Below are 21,968 nucleotides of genomic sequence, written 5' to 3' on the forward strand. Positions count from 1 at the left end.
ATCAAGCAAAGACAAAAAAGCCTTATGACATCATAAGGCTTTTTTCTTGGCGTTTTACGGTGAACCTGATTTGGTGTTTTACGGTGAATCTGATTATGGTTGGCGCACTCGGTGGTCACCGATGACTTCCACGCTCAGCACTTTACCCGATTCCAAATTGCGCACCATAATCCTATCCCCCTGCATACCATCACTCATGGCAATACCGGTGGTTTCAAGGCTAAAACTGCTGCCTTGGTAAACAATACTGACTTGATGCCCCTTATTAACCATATGTTCTAAAGCAATATGGCGCGCTGTCACCGCTTGTTTTTCACGCATTGAGCGGCGCAGTTTTGCGCCCACAACGCGCTCTAGCGATTGGTATACCGGGCTATCTAAGGCGAGCGTTTGACGAGCCAGTTCAACATCATCACTGCTAATACGCTGACCTTTTTTTAAACCATGACGGGTAACCACCAGCTTGGTATCGATGCTGGTTTGGGTTAAAGCTTTGACTCGCCACCTGTCGCCACATTCCACCCACCAAGATTGCGAGCCAAGCACACTTTGGCGCACTTTTTCAGATACGAGGGGCTTTTGACAACTTGGCAGCGACTGGATTGCGGCGGAAATACGATAGCGAATATTGAGGTTTTCAAACGCAGAAAACTGCTCATTGAGAGCAGTTTCAATATGGTGATGGAGAAAAGCGTGTACTTGCTGCTCGGCGTTATCGCCTGCAACACTGCTACCACTAACCAAACCGAGCAGTAGCGCCAACGCAGCCCTTTTAGGCACTGACTTTCACCCTCAGCGAATCCACCGCTTGATGAATCACTTGCTGCTGGGCAATCACCAAGTTGGTGTGCAGCTCGGACTTATTTTGGCAATCCAGTACCACTTGATGCAACGCGTCGGTCACTTGCTCAAGCGCCTTGGCAGTATTGCCACTAACGCGCGCAATCATCTCGGTGGCGAATCTGGGTTGGTTGCAACCAAGTTGCTCAGCCAAAACGCGGCGCTGGTTATGCAGTTCACGCAGCGTTTCACTAAGCTCCGTCGCTTTGGCATTGTGCTGATTGACTTGCTCGTAATCCAAACTCAGGCTGTGTTGGCGAATCGCATCTAGCGTAGTGGATATCTGTTTGGCGACCTCAACACTTTGTGTGGTCTTGGCGTAGTAAAGCTTTAATCGTTGTTTATTGTCCATCAATTTACATTAACTAATACCTTAGCTAATTCTCCCATATCGAATTGGATGTCGCCTGACGCGATACGTTGCTTAAGCTCGGCAACGCGTGCTAAATCCACCTCAGGCATAGAGTTAAGCTTGGCGCTGTTTTCTGCGATAACATTCTGGTCATGCATATTGACCTCCACTTCCCTTTTGGCTGAAACCGCACTCGATGTCGCGGGTTTGGACTCAAAAGCCGGAGTCGAATTTTGCAACTCTTGGACAGAATATACGCTGTTATTGGCATCAATTTTCATCTGGTTTACCTACTCTTGAGTAACGCTGTTCAATCATACATAACGACAGACGCCAAAAATTTATTTCACTTTTTTATTAAAGAAATCACATTGTCGCGGTTTGGCCCCACGTAGTGACGTTGAATCGCGCCGAGCGCCACTCGTCCATCGCGAGCAAACAGCGACTTAATCGTATCGCCGATTTCACTTGGTGCGCGGTGACAAAAATCGATCAATTGTTGAGATCGGCGGCCTTGGGTTTCAAGCGCTGCGACCGCGGCATGGTGCATATCATTGACGCGTGCGATCACTCGATCAATCGCCGCGATGGCATCGGCAGCGCGCACATCAAGCATGGTGATCATCTCAACCGTTGGATGCAGACTCTGGGCGTTAACTGTCATTGGCGCACCTTGCGGATAACGCCCGCCTTGGCCGGAAATATGCACCTTAAGGTCCCATTTACGCCATGCATCATCACGCATCGCAATCACCAGCACTTGTTTGTCATCAATGCGCAAACGCATTTGTGCGTAAGAGAAGGTCACCGCAAACTGTTCAAACAATCCTTGATTGGATTCAACACGGTCAAATGCCAAAGGAATCATGCGGTTATTGACATACAGCGTCACCAGTTCATTGGTTAACCGCTCGCGTTGTAAATCCAGCCCAGGAACCTGAAATTCGATTTCCGCGGCGCTATTGCCTAGCGGACAAAATGACGAATCCAGCACTGAATAGCCAAACAAGGTCACGTTAATCGCGTTCATGATGGTGCGCTTATGCACATCAATTTGATTGAGATCGCTGGGGTTAAAGCGTGCACTGGCAACAATATGTTTGATCTCCACCGCCGCGCGCGCCACCAATTTTAGCTGTTCGATCGCCAGCATCAGTGAGTTCACGGTGCGATGCGAGTCTGACAGTTCTGCAATCAGTTTCGGCCGCTCTTTGAGCTGGCTCAGAGCGTGACGCGATAGATGACTGACATCGCCAAGTTTTTGCACAGCTTTTGATGCTTCGCTGCGTGCAACTCGCGCTGAGTTAACTCCGCGCGTTGCAGCGCCGCCAACGCGGCTTCCCGCGCTATGAATCGAATTGGATTTCACAAACCTTACCTATTTCCCAACCGCTTAGCTCAAGCGCGCTTCATTTGAAATGCTAAGCTGAATATCGCCTTGGCTTTGTAGGCGGCGCACAATGTCGAGAATCTCTTTGCGTGCGCTTTCCACTTGGCTAATCGGCACTGCGCCAATGCGTTGAATGTTCTCTTTAAGTTGGGTCGCCAAACGGTTTGGCATCGAGTTAAAGATGAACGCTCGGCTCTCATCCGGCAGGCCTTTCATGGCGAACGCCCACTGCTCAATCGACACTTCGTTGTTAATCACATCAATGGTCTCTTGGCTTTGCGAGAAAATAGAGTAGAAGTCGAACATCGCTTCTTGCACTTCCAGCGCGGTTTTTTCATCGCGATCGTTGAGATATTCAAAAATGCTCGACTTGTCGCCATTAAAGCGGTTGATGATATCCGCCACCACCTTAGTGCCTTTCAGCGACTGCGGCGCACCGTTGTCGTAGTTGTCTTTGCAGCGCGTGACCAGATCTTTAAGCGTTTCGGTGATACTGGATGTCAGCACTTGCGTCTGGGATATTTGGTAAATCAGTTCGTTACACTCTTCAATGCTGTATTGCTCAAGCAGCTTCGCGGTGTAATCAAGTGGCAGATGGGCAATCAACAGCGCTTGAATCGTGACATGCTCTTTACGCAGGTCATCCACCAAAATGTCAACGGGAATCCACGCCAATTGTTCGGCATGAGCACGAATTTCGTCGCCATAAATGTCGGAAACCAAATCTTTGGCCAAATGACCATTGAGCGTCTTTTCCAGTACATTGGTTAAGTACTGGCGTGTACCGCCCATGATGCCTGAGTGTTTACGAAAGTCGTCAAAAAAGCCGATGATCGACGTCAACGCGTCTTTGGCTTTGATGTCTTTCATCTTGCTCATCGAGTGCGCCAAACGCTTAATTTCATCGTGCGAGAAGCCTTTTAGCACTTCGGCGCTGATGTCTTCGCCAAGAGTGAGCACGATAAGCGCCACCCCTTCGACGTTTTGATACGAATTCACCGTAGTGAGGGAGGTGTTGTCACTCATACATGCATCCAAGTTCTTAGAATTTCAGTCACGCGTTGTGGGTCTTGGCTGGCGATCATCTTCAGATGCTGAATCTGAATTTCCAGCGGACTATCGGCTTCTGGCAAGTTGTTATCCAGTGCTTTGATGCCTGCCGCGTCAAGCGCTAAGCTGTCCATATTATCACTGCTCGCCTCGCCATTTTGCGCGGTTAATGCCGCCGTATCGGTTGGCGCATTTGGCAAACTTTCCAGCGCGACATCGGCCAATTCAGCATCTTCGTCATCGCTCTTAGTCAGGTACTGAGCCAATGGACGCAGCACCAACACAATCAGCAAAATCGACACCAATACGCCAAAGCCATATTTAATGGAGCGTAGAACCAATGGATCTTTATACCACTCAACCGCCGCTGCTTCAGGCAGCGCAGAAGTCACAAACGGGAAACTGGTGATATAAATCATGTCGCCGCGCTGTGGCTCATAGCCAATGGCATTGCGCACCACATTTTCCATTTGATCCAGTTTTTGCTGCGGCCAGCCGCCCTCGCCCGCCAAGCTTTCATTGACGATGACAGATACGGTGAGCTTTTCGACAATGCCCTGCTGATGCTGGACGTGCAGCACTTTACCGCCTACGGCGTAATCGCGTTTGGCTTCGCTGCGCGAGTTCTTGTTGTGTTTGGTTTCTGGCTCTTGTTTATCAGTCACTGGCGGGGTATTGCTCAACGCACCCGGAATGCCAAGTGCCAGATTGTTGTTACTTTCATCGTTCACAAGAGTTTCTGAGCGCACCACAGGTTGACTGTAGCTCTCTTCCGTCTCTTGGCGTTTTGAGAAATCGACCTTGGCCGAAACCTGAACGCGAAAATTCGACGCACCCAAAATTGGTGTAAGCATATCCGATGCCTGGCTCACCAAATGGCGCTCCATATTACGGCGAAAGTCACTTTGACGATTGCTCGACGCCGTCAGGTCATCTTCGGCGGAGTTTTTCGACAACAAACGGCCATATTGATCAACCACGCGCACGTTTTCCGCTTTCAAGCCAATCACCGCACCAGACACCAAATTCACCACCGAATCGACCTGTGCCGATTTCATGTCCATGCCTTCAATTAACTGCACCATGACAGATGCGCGGGCTTGTTCTTGGTCTTTGCGTTTAAACAGTGACGCCTTTGGCACCGCCAGATGCACGCGCGCAACGCTGACCGCTTCCATGGTTACGATACTGCGTGCCAGCTCTCCTTCCAGAGCGTGACGGTAACGCGCGGTTTCCATAAATTGGCTTTCACCGAGTGTGTCTTTGCTGTCTAGCGCATCAAAACCACTTGGCAGTTGCTGCTTTAAACCCTTGGCGGCCAGAATCATTCGCGTACGTGCCACTTCGTTTTCCGGCACCATGATCTGACCATTGTCTTTATTCAATTCGTACTTAAGCCCAGATTGGTCCAACAGTTGCAGCACTTGGCTGGAGTCATAATTGGAAGAAGTACTGTAGAGAGGACGGAAACCTTCTGAAGAGGCCCACAGCATGATGACGATGATCGCTGCAGAGATCATAGAGAAAATGGTGATGATCACCACATTACGCTGTGAGCTGCTCCAGAACGATTTCACGTTCTGCAGCACAGATTGTAATTTTTCAGAAGCCGGAGAAGTCGCCACTGCGACTCCTTTGTCATTAGCCATAAACGAACGCCTATATCACTACTACACTGGCATTTTTATAATGTCGTTAAAGTTCGTGACCATCTTGTTGCGAACTTGCATCAGTGCAGAAAACGAAAGCTGCGCTTTTTGCGCCGCCACTGTCGCACCAATCAGGTCATCACTCTGACCTAACTCAACGGCGGTAATTTTTGCTTCCGCGGTCTTTTGGTGGGCGTCAACAGTATCAAAAATTCCTTTCAATGTGCTGCCAAAGTCCAGTCTTACGGAGTTTCCTACAGGGGTTTCAGAAATCCCACTGAACTGACTGACAGGATTACTGGTGATGGCTTGGTTTTGGTTTAAGCGATCGAGCATAGATTGCTCAACCGCGCTAATTGCTTGAATATCCACTCACGTTTCCTCGGGTGATCATTGCTTGTTATTGTTGTTAAATGCTGAATTATTACTGCCTAACTAATTCCACTTCGACGCGGCGATTTTGATAGCGTCCTTTTTCATCCATATTGCTCGCCACTGGATAGCGATCGCCTTGGCCGCGGGTTTCCATCATCTCTTCTGGAATACCGGCCAACATCAACCAATACGCCACATCTTGGGCGCGGCGTTTAGACACGCTAAGGTTAACCACGGTATCGCCTTGGTTATCGGAGTGGCCCGTGAGCAGCACTTTGACAATCCGCTTATCAAAGTGAATCAGTTGCGCGATCGCTTCGATTTCTTCGCGCTGTGCAGGCGTCAGTGCCAATGCACCAGACTTGAAGTTAAATACGGTTTTTTGCGCTTGGTTAAAGCTCACCGGCGGCAAATGGGTGGTGCAACTTTGAAACACATTCAGCGCCTCGCGAATATTGGCGGTTGGGAAAGTGACGCTGTGGAACAAATCGCGCACTGTTAGCCAAGCACCAGACTTAATATCGCGGTAAATAAGGTCATCGCCTTGATCAAGGGTCAGCGATTTTTTATTGCGCGTAACCTGGCTTACCGTGGTGGTTTCGTAATGATTGGCTCCCCAGATTGGTGGCTCAGTTTCAACCAGTAAGTCCTCGCCAAACGAATGAATGCTGCGGCCTGTGATGGTCAGCGCTACGGGCTTCGCACTGGCGGTACTAAACGTCACTTTGATGCCAGAATGATCATCACTGCTGTACAGACGGCAGCCGCCATCGGCCTTCTCAGCGTGCCATTTGACTTCATCAAACGGCACCACGTAATCAGCCGCCAAACTGGAACACGCCGCGCACATGAGCGCCACGCTGAGTAATCGGTTTCTTCTCATCACGCGGCCACAACTCACATCAAATCAAACAGCGTTGCGCTGCTCATCACACTGACAAACGTCTTTTGCGTTGCTTCCAGTGACGTCAAACTTTGGGTTAAACGCACTGACGCTTCCGCGTAATCGAGCGCGTTAATATCCGATTGCACGGTACTGGCATACAGCGCGGTATCGATGCTGTTTTGCATCATGCGATCTAACGTGCTGTAGTTCGCGCCAAGCACAGATACTGAGTTCATCACACTGGTTCGGGTATCGCTGGTGACATCCAAGGCATTGCCAAGCGTGGTCTGAAAGTCATCGCTTGGGTTTTGGATTTCCTCGATTGCTGCATCGATTGCAAGGAAGAACTCGCTGGTGCCTCCAAGCACTTGCGATGCCGTAAAGTTATTCACCACGCTCTTGTCATCGCTGACTTTGGTTTCGCGATGATTGTCATTCGCTAGCAGTTCATAAGGCGGACTTTCACTGATCGCTGGCGAGTACACGTCGGTGCCTGAGAACAGATATACGCCATCACTCTGCTTATTTAAAATATCCAACGCTTCTTGCTTAAGCGACTGCAATTCATTGACGATACCGGTTGCCGATTCCGAATCGACGGTGGAGTTTTTGGCTTGCAGCAGCAAATCATTCATTTCTAAAGTGATGTCGTTTAAGGTCATCATATAGGTTTCGTACTGGCTGTATTTGGCCTGTACATTGGTGATGTTGTCTTGGTACTGCTCGGCACTGGAGATGGTGCGGTCGAGGCCTTGCAGCTTAACTGTCGCCGCGGGATCGTCAGATAAATTGTTGATCTTGTTACCAGTTGCAATTTTCTGAGTCACTTTGTTGATTTCAGCGTTAGTGCCCATCATGGCTAAACTCATCATGGCGCTAAATTGGGAATCGGATACTCGCATGGTGGTTTCCTTAATTAAAATGAGTTGAGCACAGTGTCGAACATCTGATTGGCGGTCGCGATGACCTTCATGTTCGCTTCATAGGCATTCATGTACATCATCAAATTGGCCGCCTCTTCGTTAGAACTGACCGCGCTAACGCTATCGCGCGCAGTTTGCGCTTCGTTAATGCTGATAGTGGCGGTTTCATAGTTGGCTTGGGCTTGCGATGTCGCGATGCCAATGGTGCCGAGAATTTCCGAATAGGCATCAAACACATTGATATCCCGGCCATCGATGCGAATTGGCTGACTCGCCAGTTCAGACATCGCCGTCGCAATACTGCCGTCACCGGCATTGCCGTCGATAGACAGGGCCAGCTCTTCAGCACTGATGCCCGTGACTGAAAGTGAACCGGCTGGGTTACTTGGGTCGTAACTAAATAGCGCCTTGCCCGGTGAGTCGCCGTTTAAGTCAGTGCCGGTGGCGAGAATTTCATTCATCGCGTCCGCAAAGCCCACTGCAATGGCGTTGATGTCATCCATCAGCGGCAAATACTGCTCATCTTTTAGCTTATCGAACGCGCCAAGTTCACCGCCTTTCGGGCTTTGCAGCGTTGAGGTTTGACCGTTAAAAGTCAGCTGTAGATCGGTATTAAATTGACCGCCAGCGGATAGGTTCTTTTCAATCGTCGCAACGTTATTACCGACCACCAGTGGCTGCCCTGATTTGGTCGACAGTTCAACCGTGCCATCTTGGTTTTGCAATACATTGACGCCTATCGATTTAGACAGCTCGGCCAATTGCAGATCGAGCGCGTCCTGATAGCCAGAGATGTCTTTACCTTGACCGCTGGCATCGCGAATTTGCGCGTTCAAATCGGCGATATTTTCGAGTTGGCTATTGATGGTCGACACTGTGGTTTCTTGCTGCTGAACCAAAGAGTTAAGCTGCGTTTCAAGCTGTGACATGATGCCGTTAAAGCGCGATGCCAAGTTATCGGCGCTGGCAATAATCTGAGTGCGATAGACTAAAGACTCAGGGCTGATGGTGGCTTCGTCGATCGCAGCAAACAGCTCACTAAAGCCGCTATTAAGATTCAGCCCTTCCATGCCCAGCAAGTTTTCAATATTTTGCATGCCTGACATATACGCCTGTGCGTATTGCATCTCTTGGCTTGCGGTGCGAAGGCGCTCCACTGCCGCTTGGTCAGACACGCGGCGAATACTCTCTACCGTCACCCCGCCAGCTTGGCTGCCGTATACTACGGTCGCTTGATTGACCACTTTGCGGGTATAGCCGTCGGTGTTCATATTGGCAGTGTTTTGCGCGGTGATGTTCATCGCGGCTTGGTTAGCCATGGCGCCGGATAAGGCGATGTTGTACATACTCATGACGAAATGCTCCTCGCACTATGACCAGACAATTGCTGGTACAGCATGTCGGCAAGACCAAACGAACTTTGCTGGCTCACCGAACTCGCTAACTGGTTATCAAGCATGCTTTGAAACATGCTGTTGGAATTATTGGAAAGTGGGTTGTCGTCGCTGCCAAGCTGCTCGGTGGCAGTGCGCATCTGCTTGAGCATCTGCTGGACAAACAAGGCTTCAAATTGCTCGGCTACTTGGCGCAGTGCAGCGTCACTATCGCTTTGATATTTAATGGCATTGATTGACTGAGTATCGAGGTAAAACGCTTGCGAGCTACCCGCTGGCGTTGCCACATCAAGCCCAGCCAGATCCAATTTATCGACCTGCTTAAGTGCGCTGGCGTAATCCATATCACGAACCAGATTGGCACTCGTATTGGCAGGCTTAATCACCTCGTCAGCACCGACACTTAGCACCTTGTTGGTTTGAATCGCTTCGATTGCTTGCGTCATTAGATCACCATTAACTCGCCGTTGATGGCGCCGACTTCATCCAGCGCTTGCAGAATTTGCATCAACACACTCGGTGATGCGCCCACTTTATTAATTGCATCAACGATTTCTTGTAAGTTCGTGCCTTGCGGCCACACCATGGCGCCGCTTTGCTGCTCATCGATACGAATGTTGGAGTTGTTAATTACCCGCGTCTCACCCGGAGCATTCACACCGCCAATCGAGTTTGGCTGCGACACAAATTGGTCTTCTTCGATCGATACTGTCAGTCCACCTTGCGAAACCACTGCCTGACCAACGGTCACACCTTGGCTCATCACCACAGTGCCGGTACGTGAATTGAACACGATTTTTGGCACATCGGCGCCAGCATCGACATCAAGCTTTTCCACCATCGACAAAAACATGATGCGATCTTCGCTATCAAGCGGCGCTTGAATTTCCACCACACCTTTATTGACGGCTTTGGCAACGCCTGCGCCAAAGGTGCGATTGACCGCTTTAGAAATATTCAGCGCGGTTTGATAATTCGGCTTTTTCAGTTGCAGTAGTACCGTTGGATCTTCATCTGCGCCAATCACCATTGGCCGCTCTAACGTCGCGCCATTAGGAATGCGCGCGGCGGTTGGCGTGTTTTGCGTCACACTCGAACCATCGTTGCCGGTGACGTTATAGCCGCCCACAACCAAATGACCTTGGGCAATGGCATACACGTTGCCATCTAGGCCTTTCAGTTCGGTCATCAGCAAAGTGCCACCTTTCAAGCTTTTAGCATCGCCAATCGAGGCCACAGTAACGTGTAATTTCTGCCCCGGGCCTTTGTGCGAGTCGACCACAGCCGTCACACTTACCGCAGCAACGTTCTTAAGTTTGGGCTTGCTGCCGCTATCAAGCTGAACACCAAATTGCTGCACCATATTGACGATCGATTGTTGGGTGAATTTCACCTGCGATTTGTCACCTGTGCCATCAAGCCCTACCACGACACCGTAACCGATCAGTTGGTTGGTGCGATCGCCGTAAACATCGGTGATATGGTGAATCGGCACCGCGTTTACCGCGCAACTTAACACCACACTAACGAGCGCGCCGAGTGCTTTAGCGATTGAAAATTTACTCATTAGAACGGTACCCATGGTGAATTAAAGAACTGGGTTAACCAGCCTGCGGTATTAGTATCTGCAAAGGTGCCGCGCCCAGAATAAGTAATGCGCGCATCGGCAATGCGTTGTGACGATAAGGTGTTGTCTGCTTCGATATCATTGACGCGCACATTGCCAGTTAAGCGAATAAATTCATCACCTTGGTTAAGCTTGAGCCACTTTTCACCGCGCACTCGTAGTACGCCATTGGGCATCACTTGATATACGGTTACGGTAATCGAGCCGCTTAGGCTATTACCTTGCTTTGACGCGGCGCTACCATCAAAATCCCGTGAACCACTGCCGCTGGCAGAAATCTTGTCAAACACACTGCCACCGACGGTCGGCGCACCGATATTCACGCTAGAATTCTTACCGTATTTGGTGGTGGCGCTTTTATCGGACTCGGTTTTCTCATCCAGTACCACAGTCAAAATATCGCCAACACGATACGCGCGGCGGTCTTGGAACAGCGTCATTGACGAGTTACCGGTGTACAAGCTGCCTTTGCTGACTTTTTCAACTTCATAGTTCAGCTCTGGCGGCGCGTAGTCTTCATCATCTGGCGATGGTGGAATAAATTCTTCGCTGCGTCCGGCGCAGCCACTGAGTAGCCCGGCCATCAATAGCGTTACTGCGTATTTGCCAACTGGATTCGACGCGCGCCATCTGCGCGCGCATTTAGAAAGAAACATTGCCCCCATATCAGTCATCCACGCTTAGGTATGATTGGCGATGTATTGCAACATTTCATCGGCGGCGCTTACCATCTTGGCGCTCATCTCATAGGCGCGTTGGGTTGAGATCATATCCACCATCTCTTCCACCACTTGCACATTGGAGCTTTCAAGCGCGCCTTGTTTGATAACGCCAACACCTTCAGAGCCAGCAGCCAGCTCCATCGCCTCGCCTGACGCTTCGGTTTCCACAAACAGGTTGCCACCTTTCGCAACAAGACCTGCCGAGTTCATGAATTTCACAAGCGTAATTTCGCCAAGATCTTCCGGGTCTGTTTGACCGGCGATGGTCGCCGACACTTGACCATCTTGGGTGACGCTTATCAACGTCGCATCATCAGGAACGGTAATTTCCGGTTGCAGCGCATAACCTTGGCTGTTGACAATCACCCCTTCCGAATTGACTTGAAACTGGCCGTTGCGAGTGTACATCGCCTCGCCATCCGGGCCCTCGATTTGGAAAAAACCGTCACCAACAATGGCAAAATCAAGCTGCTGAGTGGTGTTATCAATATTGCCTTGAGTAAACACTTTCTCGGTACCCGCCACGCGCACACCGTTACCAAGCTGCACGCCAGTTGGGTGGGTATTAAGATCGTCCGTGCCAGTGCCAGCTTGCTTTTCAATCGAGTAAAACAAGTCTTCGAACACCACGCGGTCACGTTTAAAGCCGACAGTATTTACGTTCGCCAAGTTGTTGGAAATGGCCGTCATTTTGGCATCTTGCGCCGCCATGCCGGTTTTAGAAATCATTAATGCGTTATGCATAGGGAACCTTTGTTTTTCGTTATGAGTTATTGTTTTGGTTATTATTTAGTTAGCTTTTCAGTAAGCGGTTACTCATCTGGTCAATTTCGCTGGCCGATGCCATCACCTTGACCTGCATCTCGTATTGGCGGGTCAGCGACATCACGCTAATCAGCTCTTCGAGGCTAGAAACGTTGCTCGACTCCAAATAGCCAGATCGCACTTCAACATTCGGGTCAAAAGCCAACACATCGCCTTGTTTTGAGACAAACAAACCCGTGCTATCAAGCGTCATCTGCTGATTCCCTGGGTTGACCAATTTGAGCGTTTCGATTTGCATTTCAGCGCCGCCGCCCGGAGGTGTAATGCTGAGCACACCATCCTTCGCGATATTGATGCTTTCAAATTCCGGCACATTGATGACGCCGCCTTCACCCATCACTTGGCGTTCGCCCAGCATTAAATTGCCATCGGCGTCGAGGCGAAAGTTACCGGCCCGCGTGTAAAGCTCCTCGGCCTCACCTTGATTACCTTGCACCGCAAAAAAGCCATTACCGCTTATCTGCACATCCAGAGCTCGGTCGGTGCGAATTTCTGCGCCGCTGGCAAAGTTATTTGATGCCGAGTTGGTGCGCGTGGTCACCGACGATTGAAAACCTGAGCCTTCAACCGCCATTGGGCTTGAATGTTCCATCAATGCTTTAAAACCAACGGTATTGGCTTGGGCTAAGTTGTTGGCGCGTACTTCTTGCGCCAACATCACGCGCTCGGCGCCTTTCGCTGCGGTAAATAAAATTGGATTCATACTTAAATCGCGTTAAACAGCGCCTGAGTGAGTTGATCAGAAGTCGAGATGGTTTTGGTATTGGCTTGGTAGTTACGCTGCGCGGTCATCAAGTTCACCAGTTCAGAGGTCAGGTCAACGTTAGAGCCTTCCAGCGCACCTGAAGCCAACTCACCAAACTGACCTGAGCCCGGCACGCCATAGGTTGGCTGGCCTGAACCGTAAGTTTGAGTCCAAGAGGTATTGCTGCTTTGCATCAACTCTTGTGGTGCATTGAAATTCGCCAGCACCAGTTGACCTTGCAGTAACGACTGACCATTGCTGTAAGTGGCGTAAACCATGCCGTTTTGTTCAACGCGAATGTCAGCAAACTCACCTGAGGTGTAGCCGTTTGAGCTGTTTTTCGATACCACGAAATTGCTGCCGTATTGACTCAGACCAGAAAGATTCACCGCGATGCTCAAATCGCTGGCACCAGCCGCATTGGCATTCACGGTATAACTGCTGGCAGATGTCAGGTTGCCGTTTTCATCAAACGTCACTGGCGTTGTGGTGATGTTGTCGGCATTACCGTCGACAATCGAGTGGATTTCCCAGCTGTTCGCGCCGGTTTTAACAAAGTATTGGCTTAGAGTGTGCTCATTACCCAGCGAGTCATACACAGGCGTGGTGTAGGAGTTGGTATAGGTATTCACGTTGGCAGGATCAAACGTCACTGGGCTTTGTTCATAGCGAGTCACTGAGGCTAAATCATAAAGGTTACCCTCGCTGTCCATCGCGTAAGTGCCTGTTGTATCGGACGTACCATCCGCTAAGTAGCTGCCTGAAACTTGCACGTACTCACCATCGGCATTTTGTACCCAGTCACCACTGCCACTTACCGTATATTGGGTGTCAATCACATCAGCGCGCGCATCAAGGTTCGATGCAAATTCAATATTTGTGGTCGCTTGCGCAGGGAGCGATGCGGTATCCACTTGCAGCGCACCGAGCGAACCTTCTAGCAGGTTATTGTTGTTATCAACGGTGTAACCTTGAATTGTACCGCCAGAGTTCGCGACCAAATAACCGTTAGAATCAAGAGAAAACGCGCCTGAGCGCGTGTAGCTGCGCTGGCCGTTCGACTCTTCAACCACAAAGAAACCGCCGCCAGTTAAGGCTAAGTCCAACGAGCGTCCGGTACCTGAAATCGACCCGGTTGAATCAAAGTTTTGGCTGATGCCGACCACTTGCACACCACCCGCCTGATTGCCGTTATACACAGAACCAAATTCCGTGCGCGACTCTTTAAAGCCTGTGGTGCCGGTGTTGGCAATGTTATTGGAAATGGTATTCAATTCTTGGTTTGATGCGTTCAAACCGCTTAGCGCAATATTAAAACTCATTGTTATTATTCCTTAGCTACTGGCTTTTTGGCCAAAAGACGCAATTTCATAAAACGGTACTTCGCCCACTCCATCAATGGTCACCACACTGGCGCCACCGGTTGAAGGAATCGAGACCGTCTGCACATAACCGTTGACAGTGATGCTTGGGTCATAGTCCTGACCTTCATCAAGCACCACATTAAGGGTGTAAGTGCCATTAAGACCCAGCGCGGCTGAGTCGAGTGAAAAGTCCACATTGCCCGCTGGTTGGCTGCCTAGCGGAATACTCGTGACATTGCCAGCTTCATCCACCAGCTCTAGGGTCACCGTGTTTGAAGATGCGGTCAGCTCTATTGAACCGCTGTACACCGATTCACCATCAGCGGTGATAGCATCGGTGCGCACCGCCACTTGTTGACCAACCAAATCGGCGGTGGTCAACACTTGCAAGTTATCCATCATGATCGCGTTGTTATTAAGCAAGGTGACCATATTCTCGGTACTTTGTACTTGGGCAAACTGAGCAAGCTGCGACACATATTCCGTGCCATCCGATGGATTGAGCGGGTCTTGGTTTTGCACCTGCGCCACCATCAAGGTGATGAATTCGTTATACAAAGAGTCGGCACTGTTGGCGTTAGTGGTTGCGGTATCAGTGGTTGATGCCGACACCACAGAAACGCTGCTATCAGCGCCGGATACAGTAGAAACGCTGCTCATCTAGATCTCCCAAATTCTCATCAGCGACTGCTGCATCGATTTCACGTTAGTCATCACTTCCACGTTGGCTTCAAAACTGCGTGTCGATGACATCATGTCCGCCATTTCATTCACCACATTAATGCCGGTGTGGTATACGTATCCTTGCTCATTCGCTAGCGGGTTCCCCGGTTCATAGCGGCTTTGCGTCATACCATCAATCTCCACCACATCGGCGATCTTGACGGGCACCAAACCTTGCTGAGCCGCATCAGTAGACAGTGAGTTAAATACCGATGAGAACACGGGTTTAAGCGGCTTATAGACATCGTTTGGGTTACTTGCCACCGAATCCGCGTTGGCTAAGTTACTTGAAATCGTATTGAGCCGAATGGTTTGCGCGGTCATCGCCGAGCCCGATGTTTCAAAAATGCCTGAAAATGACATAACTACCTTTCTTATTGACCTTTAATTGTTGTTATCGATCTTTAGCTGTTATTGACCTTGAACGGCTATTGACCTTCAATCGCTCGCTTAAGCCCAGAGACTTTGGCTTTCAAAAACTGCAGGCTTTGCTGATACTCCATGCTGTTTTGGGCAAAACGGGCTTGCTCAGAATGCAGTTCAACCGTGTTGCCATCACGCGTGCGTTGAACCGGAATTCGATACAGAGAATCCGTCTCCAACGTAAGCGAGCGGTCGCTGGAAACGCTGGACATCACAGCGTTAAACGTCAGGTCCTTAGCCTTGTAGTTTGGGGTATCCACATTGGCGATGTTGGAAGCCAGCACGGCAGTACGCTCAGTGCGGTATTGCAACATCATCGGGTGAACGCCCAAGGCATCATCTAAATTAATCATAGGGTTATGAATTCATTGTCCGGTTCAACTTTCCTATTCTGTTAAAGAGGAAAAGAATTATTTCTATTTAGGTTTTTATGAAAAAAGAAAACATGACTCTTTCCAAGTGAAGCCATTATAAATAACCTAACTATTTATCCATGTAGGAATAAACCGAAACACTTGACTTCCATTTCTTCAAATATTTAAAAATGAAATTAAATCCAAATATATCCATTGTTATATTTGAACCAAACACAAGCCTATGTATAATCCTCCAACTTCTTACCCAAGCCGATATTTAATTTTATTCTGTGGAGATAATAATGCGTTCAATCGCCATCACCGACATTGGTAACCCGCGCGTTAAAGTCGCTAATGAAATTATCGATTCCATTCAATCAAAAAACATAAAAATCAAAGAGATAATTGAAAGTCATCTCAATAAAACACAAGCAAAAATCCTCGTAAATGAGTGTGAGAGCTTAGTGGATGGTGTGTTTATTTCCACACTCAACATTGACGAGATAGGTGACATTTCATTTGCGATGAACAATATCTGTCTCGATAATGTATTCTGCGAACACCTCAATATTCCTACAAATAATTCAAATAATGAAAGAAATATTACCGAGTCGCATAGGAATTTTCTGAACAAGCTAGGAAATAAATTAATCGAACTATTTATCGATGATAAAAAAATTACCATTAAGAAAAGCAACGAGCTTTCAACTAATAAAATAGTATTAGAACTTTGTTTTTCTTTTCCTAATAACGAATATCAACTGTTTATTATTATCAGCGAAAACGTTTGCCATCATTACGCCGAAATATTTCAACCACACTCAACATTTTCCGCGCCGCAAGTCATGCAGTGTCTTGACGCCGTCCCCTTTGATCTTAATGCGGTATTAATGAGTGGTGAATTGGCGATCAGTGCTTTGGATAACGTGCGTATTGGCGATGTTATTGAGCTGAAAAAACATGACCTTATCGATGTAAAAGTCGGGCCAAAAAGTGTGTTTAAGGGCCAACTTATCGTCGCTGAGGATAACCAACTTGGAGTGAAATATGAGTGATTTAGACCAACTAGACGACCTAGACCTATTGGATGACGACTTGGCGTTTGATGATGACCCGATTACGCCTGTTGCGGCGCAAAGCACACCGCAAAGTCAGCCTCAAGGTAAACCAAGCGTCGGCATGATCCGTGATATTCCTGTTGAAGTGACGGTTGAAGTATCAAGACGCAGCCTTGCCCTTAAGGAATTGATGGCGATTGAACCATCGAGCGTGATTATGCTCGACAAGCAAGAAGGCGAACCTGTAGACATCAAAATCAATGGCGTTCTATTTGGCACTGGCAATATCATCGCCCAAAACGGCAAATACGGCGTGCAAGTTCTGTCGCTGGTCGATAATGACCATCATGAGTAACCACAACCATGACTAAAGCGCGATTGGGCTGGCTCAGTGCCATCCTGCTGATACTGCTACCGAGCGTGTGCGTTGCGGCGCAAGACTTAAGCGTGTTTACGGTTACGGACCCAAGTGGTGAGAGCGAATATTCGGTCAAACTGCAGATCCTAATCCTGATGACCATGCTGAGCTTTATTCCAGCATTCCTCATCATGTGCACCTGTTTTACTCGGATTATCATCGTACTTGGCGTACTGCGCCAAGCGCTTGGTTTACAGCAATCACCGCCCAACCAAGTTTTGGTTGGCATTGCACTGGTGTTTAGCCTGCTTATCATGCGCCCAATTTGGACCGATATTTACGACAACGCGTACAAGCCGTACAGCGAGGAAAAACTCACGCTGGTTGAAGCGCTGGAAACCGCAAGCGTACCGCTGCGCCAATACATGCTCGACCAGACTCAAGTACAAACCCTAGAGCAAGTCACCAAAATCGCCAAAGAGCCAATGGCTGAAAAAGACGAAGACATTCCATTTTTGATTTTGCTGCCTGCCTATGTGCTGAGTGAGCTGAAAATTGCGTTTCAAATCGGCTTTATGGTGTTTTTGCCATTTTTGGTCATTGACCTGGTTGTCGCCTCAGTATTGATGTCGATGGGTATGATGATGCTCTCGCCGCTGATTGTATCTCTGCCGTTTAAGCTACTGCTATTTGTGGTGGTCGATGGCTGGGGCATGCTGATGGGTAGCCTATCGCAAAGTTTCTGGATAGGAGGCTAACATGAGCCCAGAAATGTCGGTTACGCTGGTTGGTAAAGCGCTGTGGGTAATTTTATCTATGGTGTCCGTCCTGATTGTGCCAAGCCTAGTTGTCGGTCTGGTGGTGGCGATTTTCCAAGCGGTTACCCAGGTCAATGAGCAGACGCTGAGCTTTTTCCCGCGCCTGATCATTACCATGTGCACGCTGATTTTTGCAGGCCACTGGCTACTGACTCAAGTCTCTGAATTTTTTGAATACATTTTTTATACCGTGCCGACCTTGTCGCAGTAACCTTCAAGGCTCATAACATGGATATCAGCTTTACACAACTGACCGAGTGGATGGGCATCGTTTGGTGGCCATTCATGCGCTTTGCCGGATTTTTTATGCTGGCGCCATTTTTCGGTGACAACAAAATTCCGGTGATGGTCAGGTTGTTGCTGGCTTGGTGGTTCGCTATTTTGTGCAGTGGCATGGTCGGCGATGTCCCCTCATTCAATCCGTTCTCAGTTGAAGCGGTATTGTTTTCCTTTTATCAACTGAGCTTTGGGCTGATTCTAGGTTTAGCTGTCGTACTGTTTATGACCATTTTCACCCTCGCTGGACAAGCCATTTCGATTCAGATGGGCCTATCGATGGCCGTGATGAACGACCCAAGTAACGGTGTCAGCATCGCCATCATTGGCCGGCTATTTTCCATCACCTCGATGTTGGTGTTTTTATCACTCGACGCCCATTTAGTGGTGTTGGACATTTTTGCCGACAGCTTTCGTTTTTGGCCGATGAGCACCCCCTACCCGTTTGAAAGCATTCAATATTTGATCACTATGGCGGGCTGGATGTTCTCTTCTGCTTTAGTGGTTGCGATACCCGCAATCATCACCATGCTGCTCAGTAACCTGACATTTGGTTTTATGAACCGTGTCGCCCCTGCGCTTAACGTATTTGCGCTGGGTTTCCCAATGACCATGATGCTTGGTTTGGTAGCATTGCTGATTTCCACATTTGGCGTCGGCGATATCTTTTTTGATTTGATGACCGAGCTTAGCGATCATCTAAACCAGTTATTGAGGTTGGCATGAGTAGCGGAGATAAAACCGAACAGGCCAGTAGCCAGAAACTTGATAAGGCCAAAAAGCAGGGCCAGATTGCGCGCGCCAAAGAGTTTTCCACGACTATCGTGCTGATTGTCTGCACCTGTTATTTCTACGTTTACGGTGGCGAGCTAAAAACCGCCATCGTCAACCTGTTTGAAGTGGCCTATCACTTTGATGCAAAAAGCCTAAGCGACCAAAAACATACTCTGAATCTGATTGGCCATGCGCTGTTTATTCTGGTAAAAACGTTCGCCCCATTAATGCTGTTTCAAGTGTTAGCGGCGACCATTTCCAGCAGCGTTTTGGGCGGGTTAAACTTTAATCTCAGTTTGATTGCACCCAAGTTTTCTAAGATCAACCCACTGGCAGGGCTTAAGCGCATTTACTCCAAACAAACCGTGGTCGAGTTTATTAAAAACCTGCTTAAAATCGCGATCATCTTCGCCATTCTCTATTGGTTTTTATGCAGCAATATGGGCACACTTGGCGGGCTGGTACGTGCCTCTTTTGATACCGTGGCTGACGTCTCTCTTGGCTTCTTATTTAACATGCTGGTGATGTTGATAAGCGTCGCGGTTGTGTTTGGTATTCTCGATATTCCTTATCAGAAGATGACCTTTGGTAAACAGATGATGATGACCAAAGATGAAGTAAAACAAGAGCACAAAGATCAGGAAGGTCGTCCGGAAATCAAATCGCGCATTCGTCAAATTCAGATGCAAAACGCGCGGCGGTCTGCCTCTGCAACCGTGCCAAGTGCCGATGTGGTATTGATGAACCCAACCCACTACGCAGTGGCATTAAAATACGATATCGCCAAAGCTGACGCGCCATTTGTGGTCGCTAAGGGCAAAAACGAAGTGGCGTTTTACATTCGCTCACTGGCGGATAAACATCAAATTGAAGTACTCGAAGTTCCGGATTTAACCCGCTCGATTTATCACACTACGCAAGTCAACCAAATGGTGCCGAATCAACTGTTTGTCGCGGTCGCGCACATTCTCAAATATGTCCAACAACTTCAAGCTTGGAAGAGCGGACAACAAATTCGCCCAACTTCCCTACCAAGCTTTACCATTCCTAAAGAGCTGCGCTACTAGGTAGGCAAAAGTGCAGGGTTTAATTGCCGTAAAATTCAAACGCTTCGTCTTGCACATACTGCCCGCCAGTAAGCGCTGAGTTAGCAACCAGATATCCCAAATAGCAAAAAGCCAGCACGACGCTGGCTTTATGACTTTTCGCAAATCCATAGCAAGAAACAAGTTTAACGCATCACTAAGCCGTCTCGCTGTATTTAAAACAACCCTTTGCTCTTGGCACGTTTAACGCTTTCAAGGCGCTGCTCAACGGTTGCTGGCTTATTTTCTCGCGAAACGAGAGGTGCTGTGCTTGGCGCATCATCGAGCTTACGGCTTAGCTCGGCGATAAGTCTATTTTGCTGCTCCACCAACTGTTTCAGCTCTGCAATCTGCTGTTGCTGTTTAACCAGAGTCGCAAGTTGCTGCGCTATCGCTTCAAACTGCGCAGCTGCTGGCGCATCACTTTGCGCCGACTCAGGTTGGTGAGTTAAACCTTGCTTAAGCGCTCGTGTAACAGCATCTTCAAGCTTCTCAGCGAGATCGCTATCGTCAGATGGCTGAACTTGGATCTGATGGGCTTTAAGAATGTCGAGCAAGGTCGCGCTGCTGACGGAGTCTTGCGCCAAAGCCGCTGCGATACTTTTCGCCAGCTCCGGCTTTAAATCGTGCAGGTACAGGCCACTTAAGTAAATGTCTTTATGAATATGCACGAGCTGATGCAATTCCATCGCCGCCGCTGAGTCAACCGCCAACGCTTTACGTCGATTCGACCAACCCAGCATGGTTTGATAGGCGTGATGATCCGCCGCCGATTGAGTGGGGTCAAGATACAGCGCCAGCGACACTTTCTTAAAGCGACTACTCATTAGCCTCGTGTTCCACTATTGCGTCTTGAGTCGCTAATTCAGCGCTGATATCCGCTTCGCTGTGCGCGTCGTCGGCATGATACAGACACATCTCCTGCGCCAGTGCTAGCTGCGCATTCTCAACCAAAATCACTCGCTCACCCAAAGTGGCGTATGCCTCTTTGACGGCATCGTAAATCAATGACGCGCCGCCACCGACCAAATAAATGCGATTGGGATTCTTGGCAAACTTCTTCGCTTCAGTCACCACTTGTTTGCCCAGTTCAGCGATTTTGGCGTCCATACGCTCATAAATCATCGCGATTTGCGACTCATCGTTAATCACTTCACCAGCAAACTGGCTATCGCCACGGCGGCGAATCAATTCATTGGCGACTAAATAACTCGAATCGCTGTCCGCAAACGCCAGCGCTTTGCGCACTGTGTTGGTCACCATCGACACACCAATTTCGTTATTGCCGTAGATTGCCGATACATCGTCAAACTCGCCAACAATAACCCCCATATCTAACGTCGTGCCGCCAAGGTCAATCACCAGCGAGCGAGTAAACTCATTGCAATTCGAATCCATTAAGGTCGACAGCACTGCTGGCAAACTTTCTGGCATAACTTCAACATCGACAACACGGAAAGTTTCGCCTTTGTTAAGCACGATATCGCGCATCAGATTACGACGTTTGCGCTCAATATTGGCTTCGTTCTTCTGGCAATCTTCAAATTGGTAATATTCGGTGATCGGCAGAGTCACAACCAAAGTCACTGGACCTGGCGTTTTGCCCGTTTGCAGCAATGCATGATGCACCGCCAACAGGTTTAAATCATCGTATTGGTAATCGACATGGGTGGTTTCAAGCGCTTTATCTGAGGTGGCGTCATAGGTGTATTTCATGCCATCGATGGCGTAGTTAGAGACTTTTTTGTCTTTGCGTAGCGCCGCGCTTTTCCAGTCTTTTCTAAATGAGTTGGGCGATACGAGCGTTTTGATTTCGCCCGCTTCGAGCCAGCTGACTTTGACGTTGGTAGACCCATCATCCACCGCGAATTTCATCTTCGCCATTTCCATGTATTTACGACCTTACTCATTGTTTCAAATTGGCCGCAATCCTAAGCCACCGCAAAGCTGCTCGC

The 21,968-nt window shown here is 48.8% G+C and carries 27 protein-coding genes; 6 read left to right on the forward strand and 21 right to left on the reverse strand.

Annotation, left to right across the window (positions count from 1 at the left end; all coding sequences use genetic code 11):
* Nucleotides 1–93: 93 nt before the first annotated feature.
* The 19 genes from flgA to BLS03_RS09170 all read right to left on the reverse strand — a co-directional run bounded on the left by flgA (nucleotide 94) and on the right by BLS03_RS09170 (nucleotide 15,641).
* Nucleotides 94–780, reverse strand: coding sequence for a flagellar basal body P-ring formation chaperone FlgA (gene flgA, locus BLS03_RS09080; protein ID WP_093272592.1), 687 nt, complete (start codon nucleotides 778–780; stop codon nucleotides 94–96).
* A complete protein-coding gene (locus BLS03_RS09085; RefSeq protein WP_093272594.1) occupies nucleotides 773–1,192 on the reverse strand; it encodes an ATPase in 420 nt (139 codons plus the stop codon). Before BLS03_RS09085 ends, flgA begins: the two co-directional genes overlap by 8 nt.
* Nucleotides 1,192–1,473 carry a flagellar biosynthesis anti-sigma factor FlgM gene (flgM, locus tag BLS03_RS09090; protein ID WP_093272597.1) on the reverse strand — a complete coding sequence of 94 codons (282 nt, stop codon included), beginning with the start codon at nucleotides 1,471–1,473 and terminating at the stop codon, nucleotides 1,192–1,194. Before flgM ends, BLS03_RS09085 begins: the two co-directional genes overlap by 1 nt.
* Nucleotides 1,474–1,538: 65 nt before the next feature.
* A complete protein-coding gene (locus BLS03_RS09095) occupies nucleotides 1,539–2,561 on the reverse strand; it encodes a hypothetical protein (RefSeq protein ID WP_093272600.1) in 1,023 nt (340 codons plus the stop codon).
* A gap of 24 nt (nucleotides 2,562–2,585) precedes the next feature.
* The gene (locus tag BLS03_RS09100; RefSeq protein ID WP_093272602.1) at nucleotides 2,586–3,608 is read right to left on the reverse strand and encodes a FliG C-terminal domain-containing protein; all 1,023 of its coding nucleotides are present in this window, start codon (nucleotides 3,606–3,608) and stop codon (nucleotides 2,586–2,588) included.
* A complete protein-coding gene (gene fliF / locus BLS03_RS09105; RefSeq protein WP_093272605.1) occupies nucleotides 3,605–5,281 on the reverse strand; it encodes a flagellar basal-body MS-ring/collar protein FliF in 1,677 nt (558 codons plus the stop codon). The genes BLS03_RS09100 and fliF overlap by 4 nt, the downstream gene beginning before the upstream one ends.
* Before the next feature lie 21 nt (nucleotides 5,282–5,302).
* Nucleotides 5,303–5,647 carry a flagellar hook-basal body complex protein FliE gene (fliE, locus tag BLS03_RS09110; protein ID WP_425445106.1) on the reverse strand — a complete coding sequence of 115 codons (345 nt, stop codon included), beginning with the start codon at nucleotides 5,645–5,647 and terminating at the stop codon, nucleotides 5,303–5,305.
* 58 nt (nucleotides 5,648–5,705) lie between these two features.
* Nucleotides 5,706–6,539: an OmpA family protein gene (locus tag BLS03_RS09115; protein WP_245696636.1), complete on the reverse strand. Its 834-nt coding sequence runs from the start codon at nucleotides 6,537–6,539 to the stop codon at nucleotides 5,706–5,708.
* Between the two features lie 14 nt (nucleotides 6,540–6,553).
* On the reverse strand, nucleotides 6,554–7,444 hold the full coding sequence (locus tag BLS03_RS09120) for a flagellin N-terminal helical domain-containing protein (protein ID WP_093272612.1): 891 nt from the start codon (nucleotides 7,442–7,444) through the stop codon (nucleotides 6,554–6,556).
* A gap of 14 nt (nucleotides 7,445–7,458) precedes the next feature.
* The gene (gene flgK / locus BLS03_RS09125; protein WP_093272615.1) at nucleotides 7,459–8,817 is read right to left on the reverse strand and encodes a flagellar hook-associated protein FlgK; all 1,359 of its coding nucleotides are present in this window, start codon (nucleotides 8,815–8,817) and stop codon (nucleotides 7,459–7,461) included.
* Complete coding sequence (locus BLS03_RS09130; RefSeq protein WP_245696637.1) at nucleotides 8,814–9,305, reverse strand: rod-binding protein; 492 nt, start codon at nucleotides 9,303–9,305, stop codon at nucleotides 8,814–8,816. The genes flgK and BLS03_RS09130 overlap by 4 nt, the downstream gene beginning before the upstream one ends.
* The gene (locus tag BLS03_RS09135; RefSeq protein WP_093272618.1) at nucleotides 9,305–10,426 is read right to left on the reverse strand and encodes a flagellar basal body P-ring protein FlgI; all 1,122 of its coding nucleotides are present in this window, start codon (nucleotides 10,424–10,426) and stop codon (nucleotides 9,305–9,307) included. The genes BLS03_RS09130 and BLS03_RS09135 overlap by 1 nt, the downstream gene beginning before the upstream one ends.
* The gene (gene flgH, locus BLS03_RS09140) at nucleotides 10,426–11,070 is read right to left on the reverse strand and encodes a flagellar basal body L-ring protein FlgH (protein ID WP_245696644.1); all 645 of its coding nucleotides are present in this window, start codon (nucleotides 11,068–11,070) and stop codon (nucleotides 10,426–10,428) included. The genes BLS03_RS09135 and flgH overlap by 1 nt, the downstream gene beginning before the upstream one ends.
* A 96-nt stretch (nucleotides 11,071–11,166) precedes the next feature.
* A complete protein-coding gene (gene flgG, locus BLS03_RS09145) occupies nucleotides 11,167–11,952 on the reverse strand; it encodes a flagellar basal-body rod protein FlgG (protein ID WP_093272623.1) in 786 nt (261 codons plus the stop codon).
* A gap of 49 nt (nucleotides 11,953–12,001) precedes the next feature.
* Nucleotides 12,002–12,736 (reverse strand): flagellar basal body rod protein FlgF, encoded by a 735-nt coding sequence (locus tag BLS03_RS09150; protein WP_093272625.1) that lies wholly within the window; start codon nucleotides 12,734–12,736, stop codon nucleotides 12,002–12,004.
* 2 nt (nucleotides 12,737–12,738) lie between these two features.
* A complete protein-coding gene (locus tag BLS03_RS09155) occupies nucleotides 12,739–14,100 on the reverse strand; it encodes a flagellar hook-basal body complex protein (RefSeq protein WP_093272628.1) in 1,362 nt (453 codons plus the stop codon).
* Between the two features lie 12 nt (nucleotides 14,101–14,112).
* Nucleotides 14,113–14,802 carry a flagellar hook assembly protein FlgD gene (flgD, locus tag BLS03_RS09160; protein ID WP_093272632.1) on the reverse strand — a complete coding sequence of 230 codons (690 nt, stop codon included), beginning with the start codon at nucleotides 14,800–14,802 and terminating at the stop codon, nucleotides 14,113–14,115.
* Nucleotides 14,803–15,228 (reverse strand): flagellar basal body rod protein FlgC, encoded by a 426-nt coding sequence (gene flgC, locus BLS03_RS09165; RefSeq protein WP_093272634.1) that lies wholly within the window; start codon nucleotides 15,226–15,228, stop codon nucleotides 14,803–14,805.
* Between the two features lie 65 nt (nucleotides 15,229–15,293).
* Nucleotides 15,294–15,641, reverse strand: coding sequence for a flagellar basal body protein (locus tag BLS03_RS09170; protein WP_176765562.1), 348 nt, complete (start codon nucleotides 15,639–15,641; stop codon nucleotides 15,294–15,296).
* A gap of 305 nt (nucleotides 15,642–15,946) precedes the next feature.
* Here BLS03_RS09170 and BLS03_RS09175 point away from each other — a divergent pair, with 305 nt between their 5' ends.
* The 6 genes from BLS03_RS09175 to flhB are packed head-to-tail and all read left to right on the forward strand — an operon-like array spanning nucleotide 15,947 to nucleotide 19,995.
* A complete protein-coding gene (locus BLS03_RS09175; RefSeq protein ID WP_093272637.1) occupies nucleotides 15,947–16,699 on the forward strand; it encodes a FliM/FliN family flagellar motor switch protein in 753 nt (250 codons plus the stop codon).
* Nucleotides 16,692–17,057, forward strand: a complete 366-nt coding sequence (locus BLS03_RS09180) for a FliM/FliN family flagellar motor switch protein (protein ID WP_093272639.1) — start codon at nucleotides 16,692–16,694, stop codon at nucleotides 17,055–17,057. The genes BLS03_RS09175 and BLS03_RS09180 overlap by 8 nt, the downstream gene beginning before the upstream one ends.
* Before the next feature lie 8 nt (nucleotides 17,058–17,065).
* Nucleotides 17,066–17,818 carry a flagellar type III secretion system pore protein FliP gene (gene fliP / locus BLS03_RS09185; RefSeq protein WP_093272642.1) on the forward strand — a complete coding sequence of 251 codons (753 nt, stop codon included), beginning with the start codon at nucleotides 17,066–17,068 and terminating at the stop codon, nucleotides 17,816–17,818.
* A gap of 1 nt (nucleotide 17,819) precedes the next feature.
* The gene (gene fliQ / locus BLS03_RS09190; RefSeq protein ID WP_093272644.1) at nucleotides 17,820–18,089 is read left to right on the forward strand and encodes a flagellar biosynthesis protein FliQ; all 270 of its coding nucleotides are present in this window, start codon (nucleotides 17,820–17,822) and stop codon (nucleotides 18,087–18,089) included.
* Between the two features lie 17 nt (nucleotides 18,090–18,106).
* Nucleotides 18,107–18,880 carry a flagellar biosynthetic protein FliR gene (gene fliR / locus BLS03_RS09195; RefSeq protein WP_093272647.1) on the forward strand — a complete coding sequence of 258 codons (774 nt, stop codon included), beginning with the start codon at nucleotides 18,107–18,109 and terminating at the stop codon, nucleotides 18,878–18,880.
* Nucleotides 18,877–19,995 (forward strand): flagellar biosynthesis protein FlhB, encoded by a 1,119-nt coding sequence (gene flhB / locus BLS03_RS09200; RefSeq protein WP_093272649.1) that lies wholly within the window; start codon nucleotides 18,877–18,879, stop codon nucleotides 19,993–19,995. The genes fliR and flhB overlap by 4 nt, the downstream gene beginning before the upstream one ends.
* 194 nt (nucleotides 19,996–20,189) lie before the next feature.
* Here the strand turns inward: flhB and BLS03_RS09205 are convergent, their stop codons facing one another.
* The gene (locus BLS03_RS09205) at nucleotides 20,190–20,840 is read right to left on the reverse strand and encodes a hypothetical protein (protein WP_093272652.1); all 651 of its coding nucleotides are present in this window, start codon (nucleotides 20,838–20,840) and stop codon (nucleotides 20,190–20,192) included.
* On the reverse strand, nucleotides 20,833–21,903 hold the full coding sequence (gene parM / locus BLS03_RS09210; RefSeq protein WP_176765563.1) for a plasmid segregation protein ParM domain-containing protein: 1,071 nt from the start codon (nucleotides 21,901–21,903) through the stop codon (nucleotides 20,833–20,835). The genes BLS03_RS09205 and parM overlap by 8 nt, the downstream gene beginning before the upstream one ends.
* Between the last annotated feature and the right edge of the window lie 65 nt (nucleotides 21,904–21,968).

It is taken from the genome of Vibrio xiamenensis (assembly GCF_900100015.1).
GTDB lineage: Bacteria > Pseudomonadota > Gammaproteobacteria > Enterobacterales > Vibrionaceae > Vibrio > Vibrio xiamenensis.

Bases quoted from the DNA above. Each gene is read 5' to 3' on its own strand.
- BLS03_RS09100 (WP_093272602.1), bottom strand. From the start codon at position 3,608: ATGAGTGACAACACCTCCCTCACTACGGTGAATTCGTATCAAAACGTC.
- flgH (WP_245696644.1), bottom strand. From the start codon at position 11,070: ATGGCCGGGCTACTCAGTGGCTGCGCCGGACGCAGCGAAGAATTTATT.
- fliF (WP_093272605.1), bottom strand. From the start codon at position 5,281: ATGGCTAATGACAAAGGAGTCGCAGTGGCGACTTCTCCGGCTTCTGAA.
- fliR (WP_093272647.1), top strand. From the start codon at position 18,107: ATGGATATCAGCTTTACACAACTGACCGAGTGGATGGGCATCGTTTGG.
- BLS03_RS09155 (WP_093272628.1), bottom strand. From the start codon at position 14,100: ATGAGTTTTAATATTGCGCTAAGCGGTTTGAACGCATCAAACCAAGAA.
- flgM (WP_093272597.1), bottom strand. From the start codon at position 1,473: ATGAAAATTGATGCCAATAACAGCGTATATTCTGTCCAAGAGTTGCAA.
- flgC (WP_093272634.1), bottom strand. From the start codon at position 15,228: ATGTCATTTTCAGGCATTTTTGAAACATCGGGCTCGGCGATGACCGCG.
- BLS03_RS09120 (WP_093272612.1), bottom strand. From the start codon at position 7,444: ATGCGAGTATCCGATTCCCAATTTAGCGCCATGATGAGTTTAGCCATG.
- BLS03_RS09175 (WP_093272637.1), top strand. From the start codon at position 15,947: ATGCGTTCAATCGCCATCACCGACATTGGTAACCCGCGCGTTAAAGTC.
- BLS03_RS09130 (WP_245696637.1), bottom strand. From the start codon at position 9,305: ATGACGCAAGCAATCGAAGCGATTCAAACCAACAAGGTGCTAAGTGTC.
- flgK (WP_093272615.1), bottom strand. From the start codon at position 8,817: ATGAGTATGTACAACATCGCCTTATCCGGCGCCATGGCTAACCAAGCC.
- BLS03_RS09205 (WP_093272652.1), bottom strand. From the start codon at position 20,840: ATGAGTAGTCGCTTTAAGAAAGTGTCGCTGGCGCTGTATCTTGACCCC.
- flgD (WP_093272632.1), bottom strand. From the start codon at position 14,802: ATGAGCAGCGTTTCTACTGTATCCGGCGCTGATAGCAGCGTTTCTGTG.
- BLS03_RS09135 (WP_093272618.1), bottom strand. From the start codon at position 10,426: ATGAGTAAATTTTCAATCGCTAAAGCACTCGGCGCGCTCGTTAGTGTG.
- BLS03_RS09085 (WP_093272594.1), bottom strand. From the start codon at position 1,192: ATGGACAATAAACAACGATTAAAGCTTTACTACGCCAAGACCACACAA.
- flhB (WP_093272649.1), top strand. From the start codon at position 18,877: ATGAGTAGCGGAGATAAAACCGAACAGGCCAGTAGCCAGAAACTTGAT.
- flgG (WP_093272623.1), bottom strand. From the start codon at position 11,952: ATGCATAACGCATTAATGATTTCTAAAACCGGCATGGCGGCGCAAGAT.
- parM (WP_176765563.1), bottom strand. From the start codon at position 21,903: ATGGAAATGGCGAAGATGAAATTCGCGGTGGATGATGGGTCTACCAAC.
- BLS03_RS09115 (WP_245696636.1), bottom strand. From the start codon at position 6,539: ATGAGAAGAAACCGATTACTCAGCGTGGCGCTCATGTGCGCGGCGTGT.
- BLS03_RS09150 (WP_093272625.1), bottom strand. From the start codon at position 12,736: ATGAATCCAATTTTATTTACCGCAGCGAAAGGCGCCGAGCGCGTGATG.
- fliP (WP_093272642.1), top strand. From the start codon at position 17,066: ATGACTAAAGCGCGATTGGGCTGGCTCAGTGCCATCCTGCTGATACTG.
- BLS03_RS09180 (WP_093272639.1), top strand. From the start codon at position 16,692: ATGAGTGATTTAGACCAACTAGACGACCTAGACCTATTGGATGACGAC.
- BLS03_RS09170 (WP_176765562.1), bottom strand. From the start codon at position 15,641: ATGATTAATTTAGATGATGCCTTGGGCGTTCACCCGATGATGTTGCAA.
- fliQ (WP_093272644.1), top strand. From the start codon at position 17,820: ATGAGCCCAGAAATGTCGGTTACGCTGGTTGGTAAAGCGCTGTGGGTA.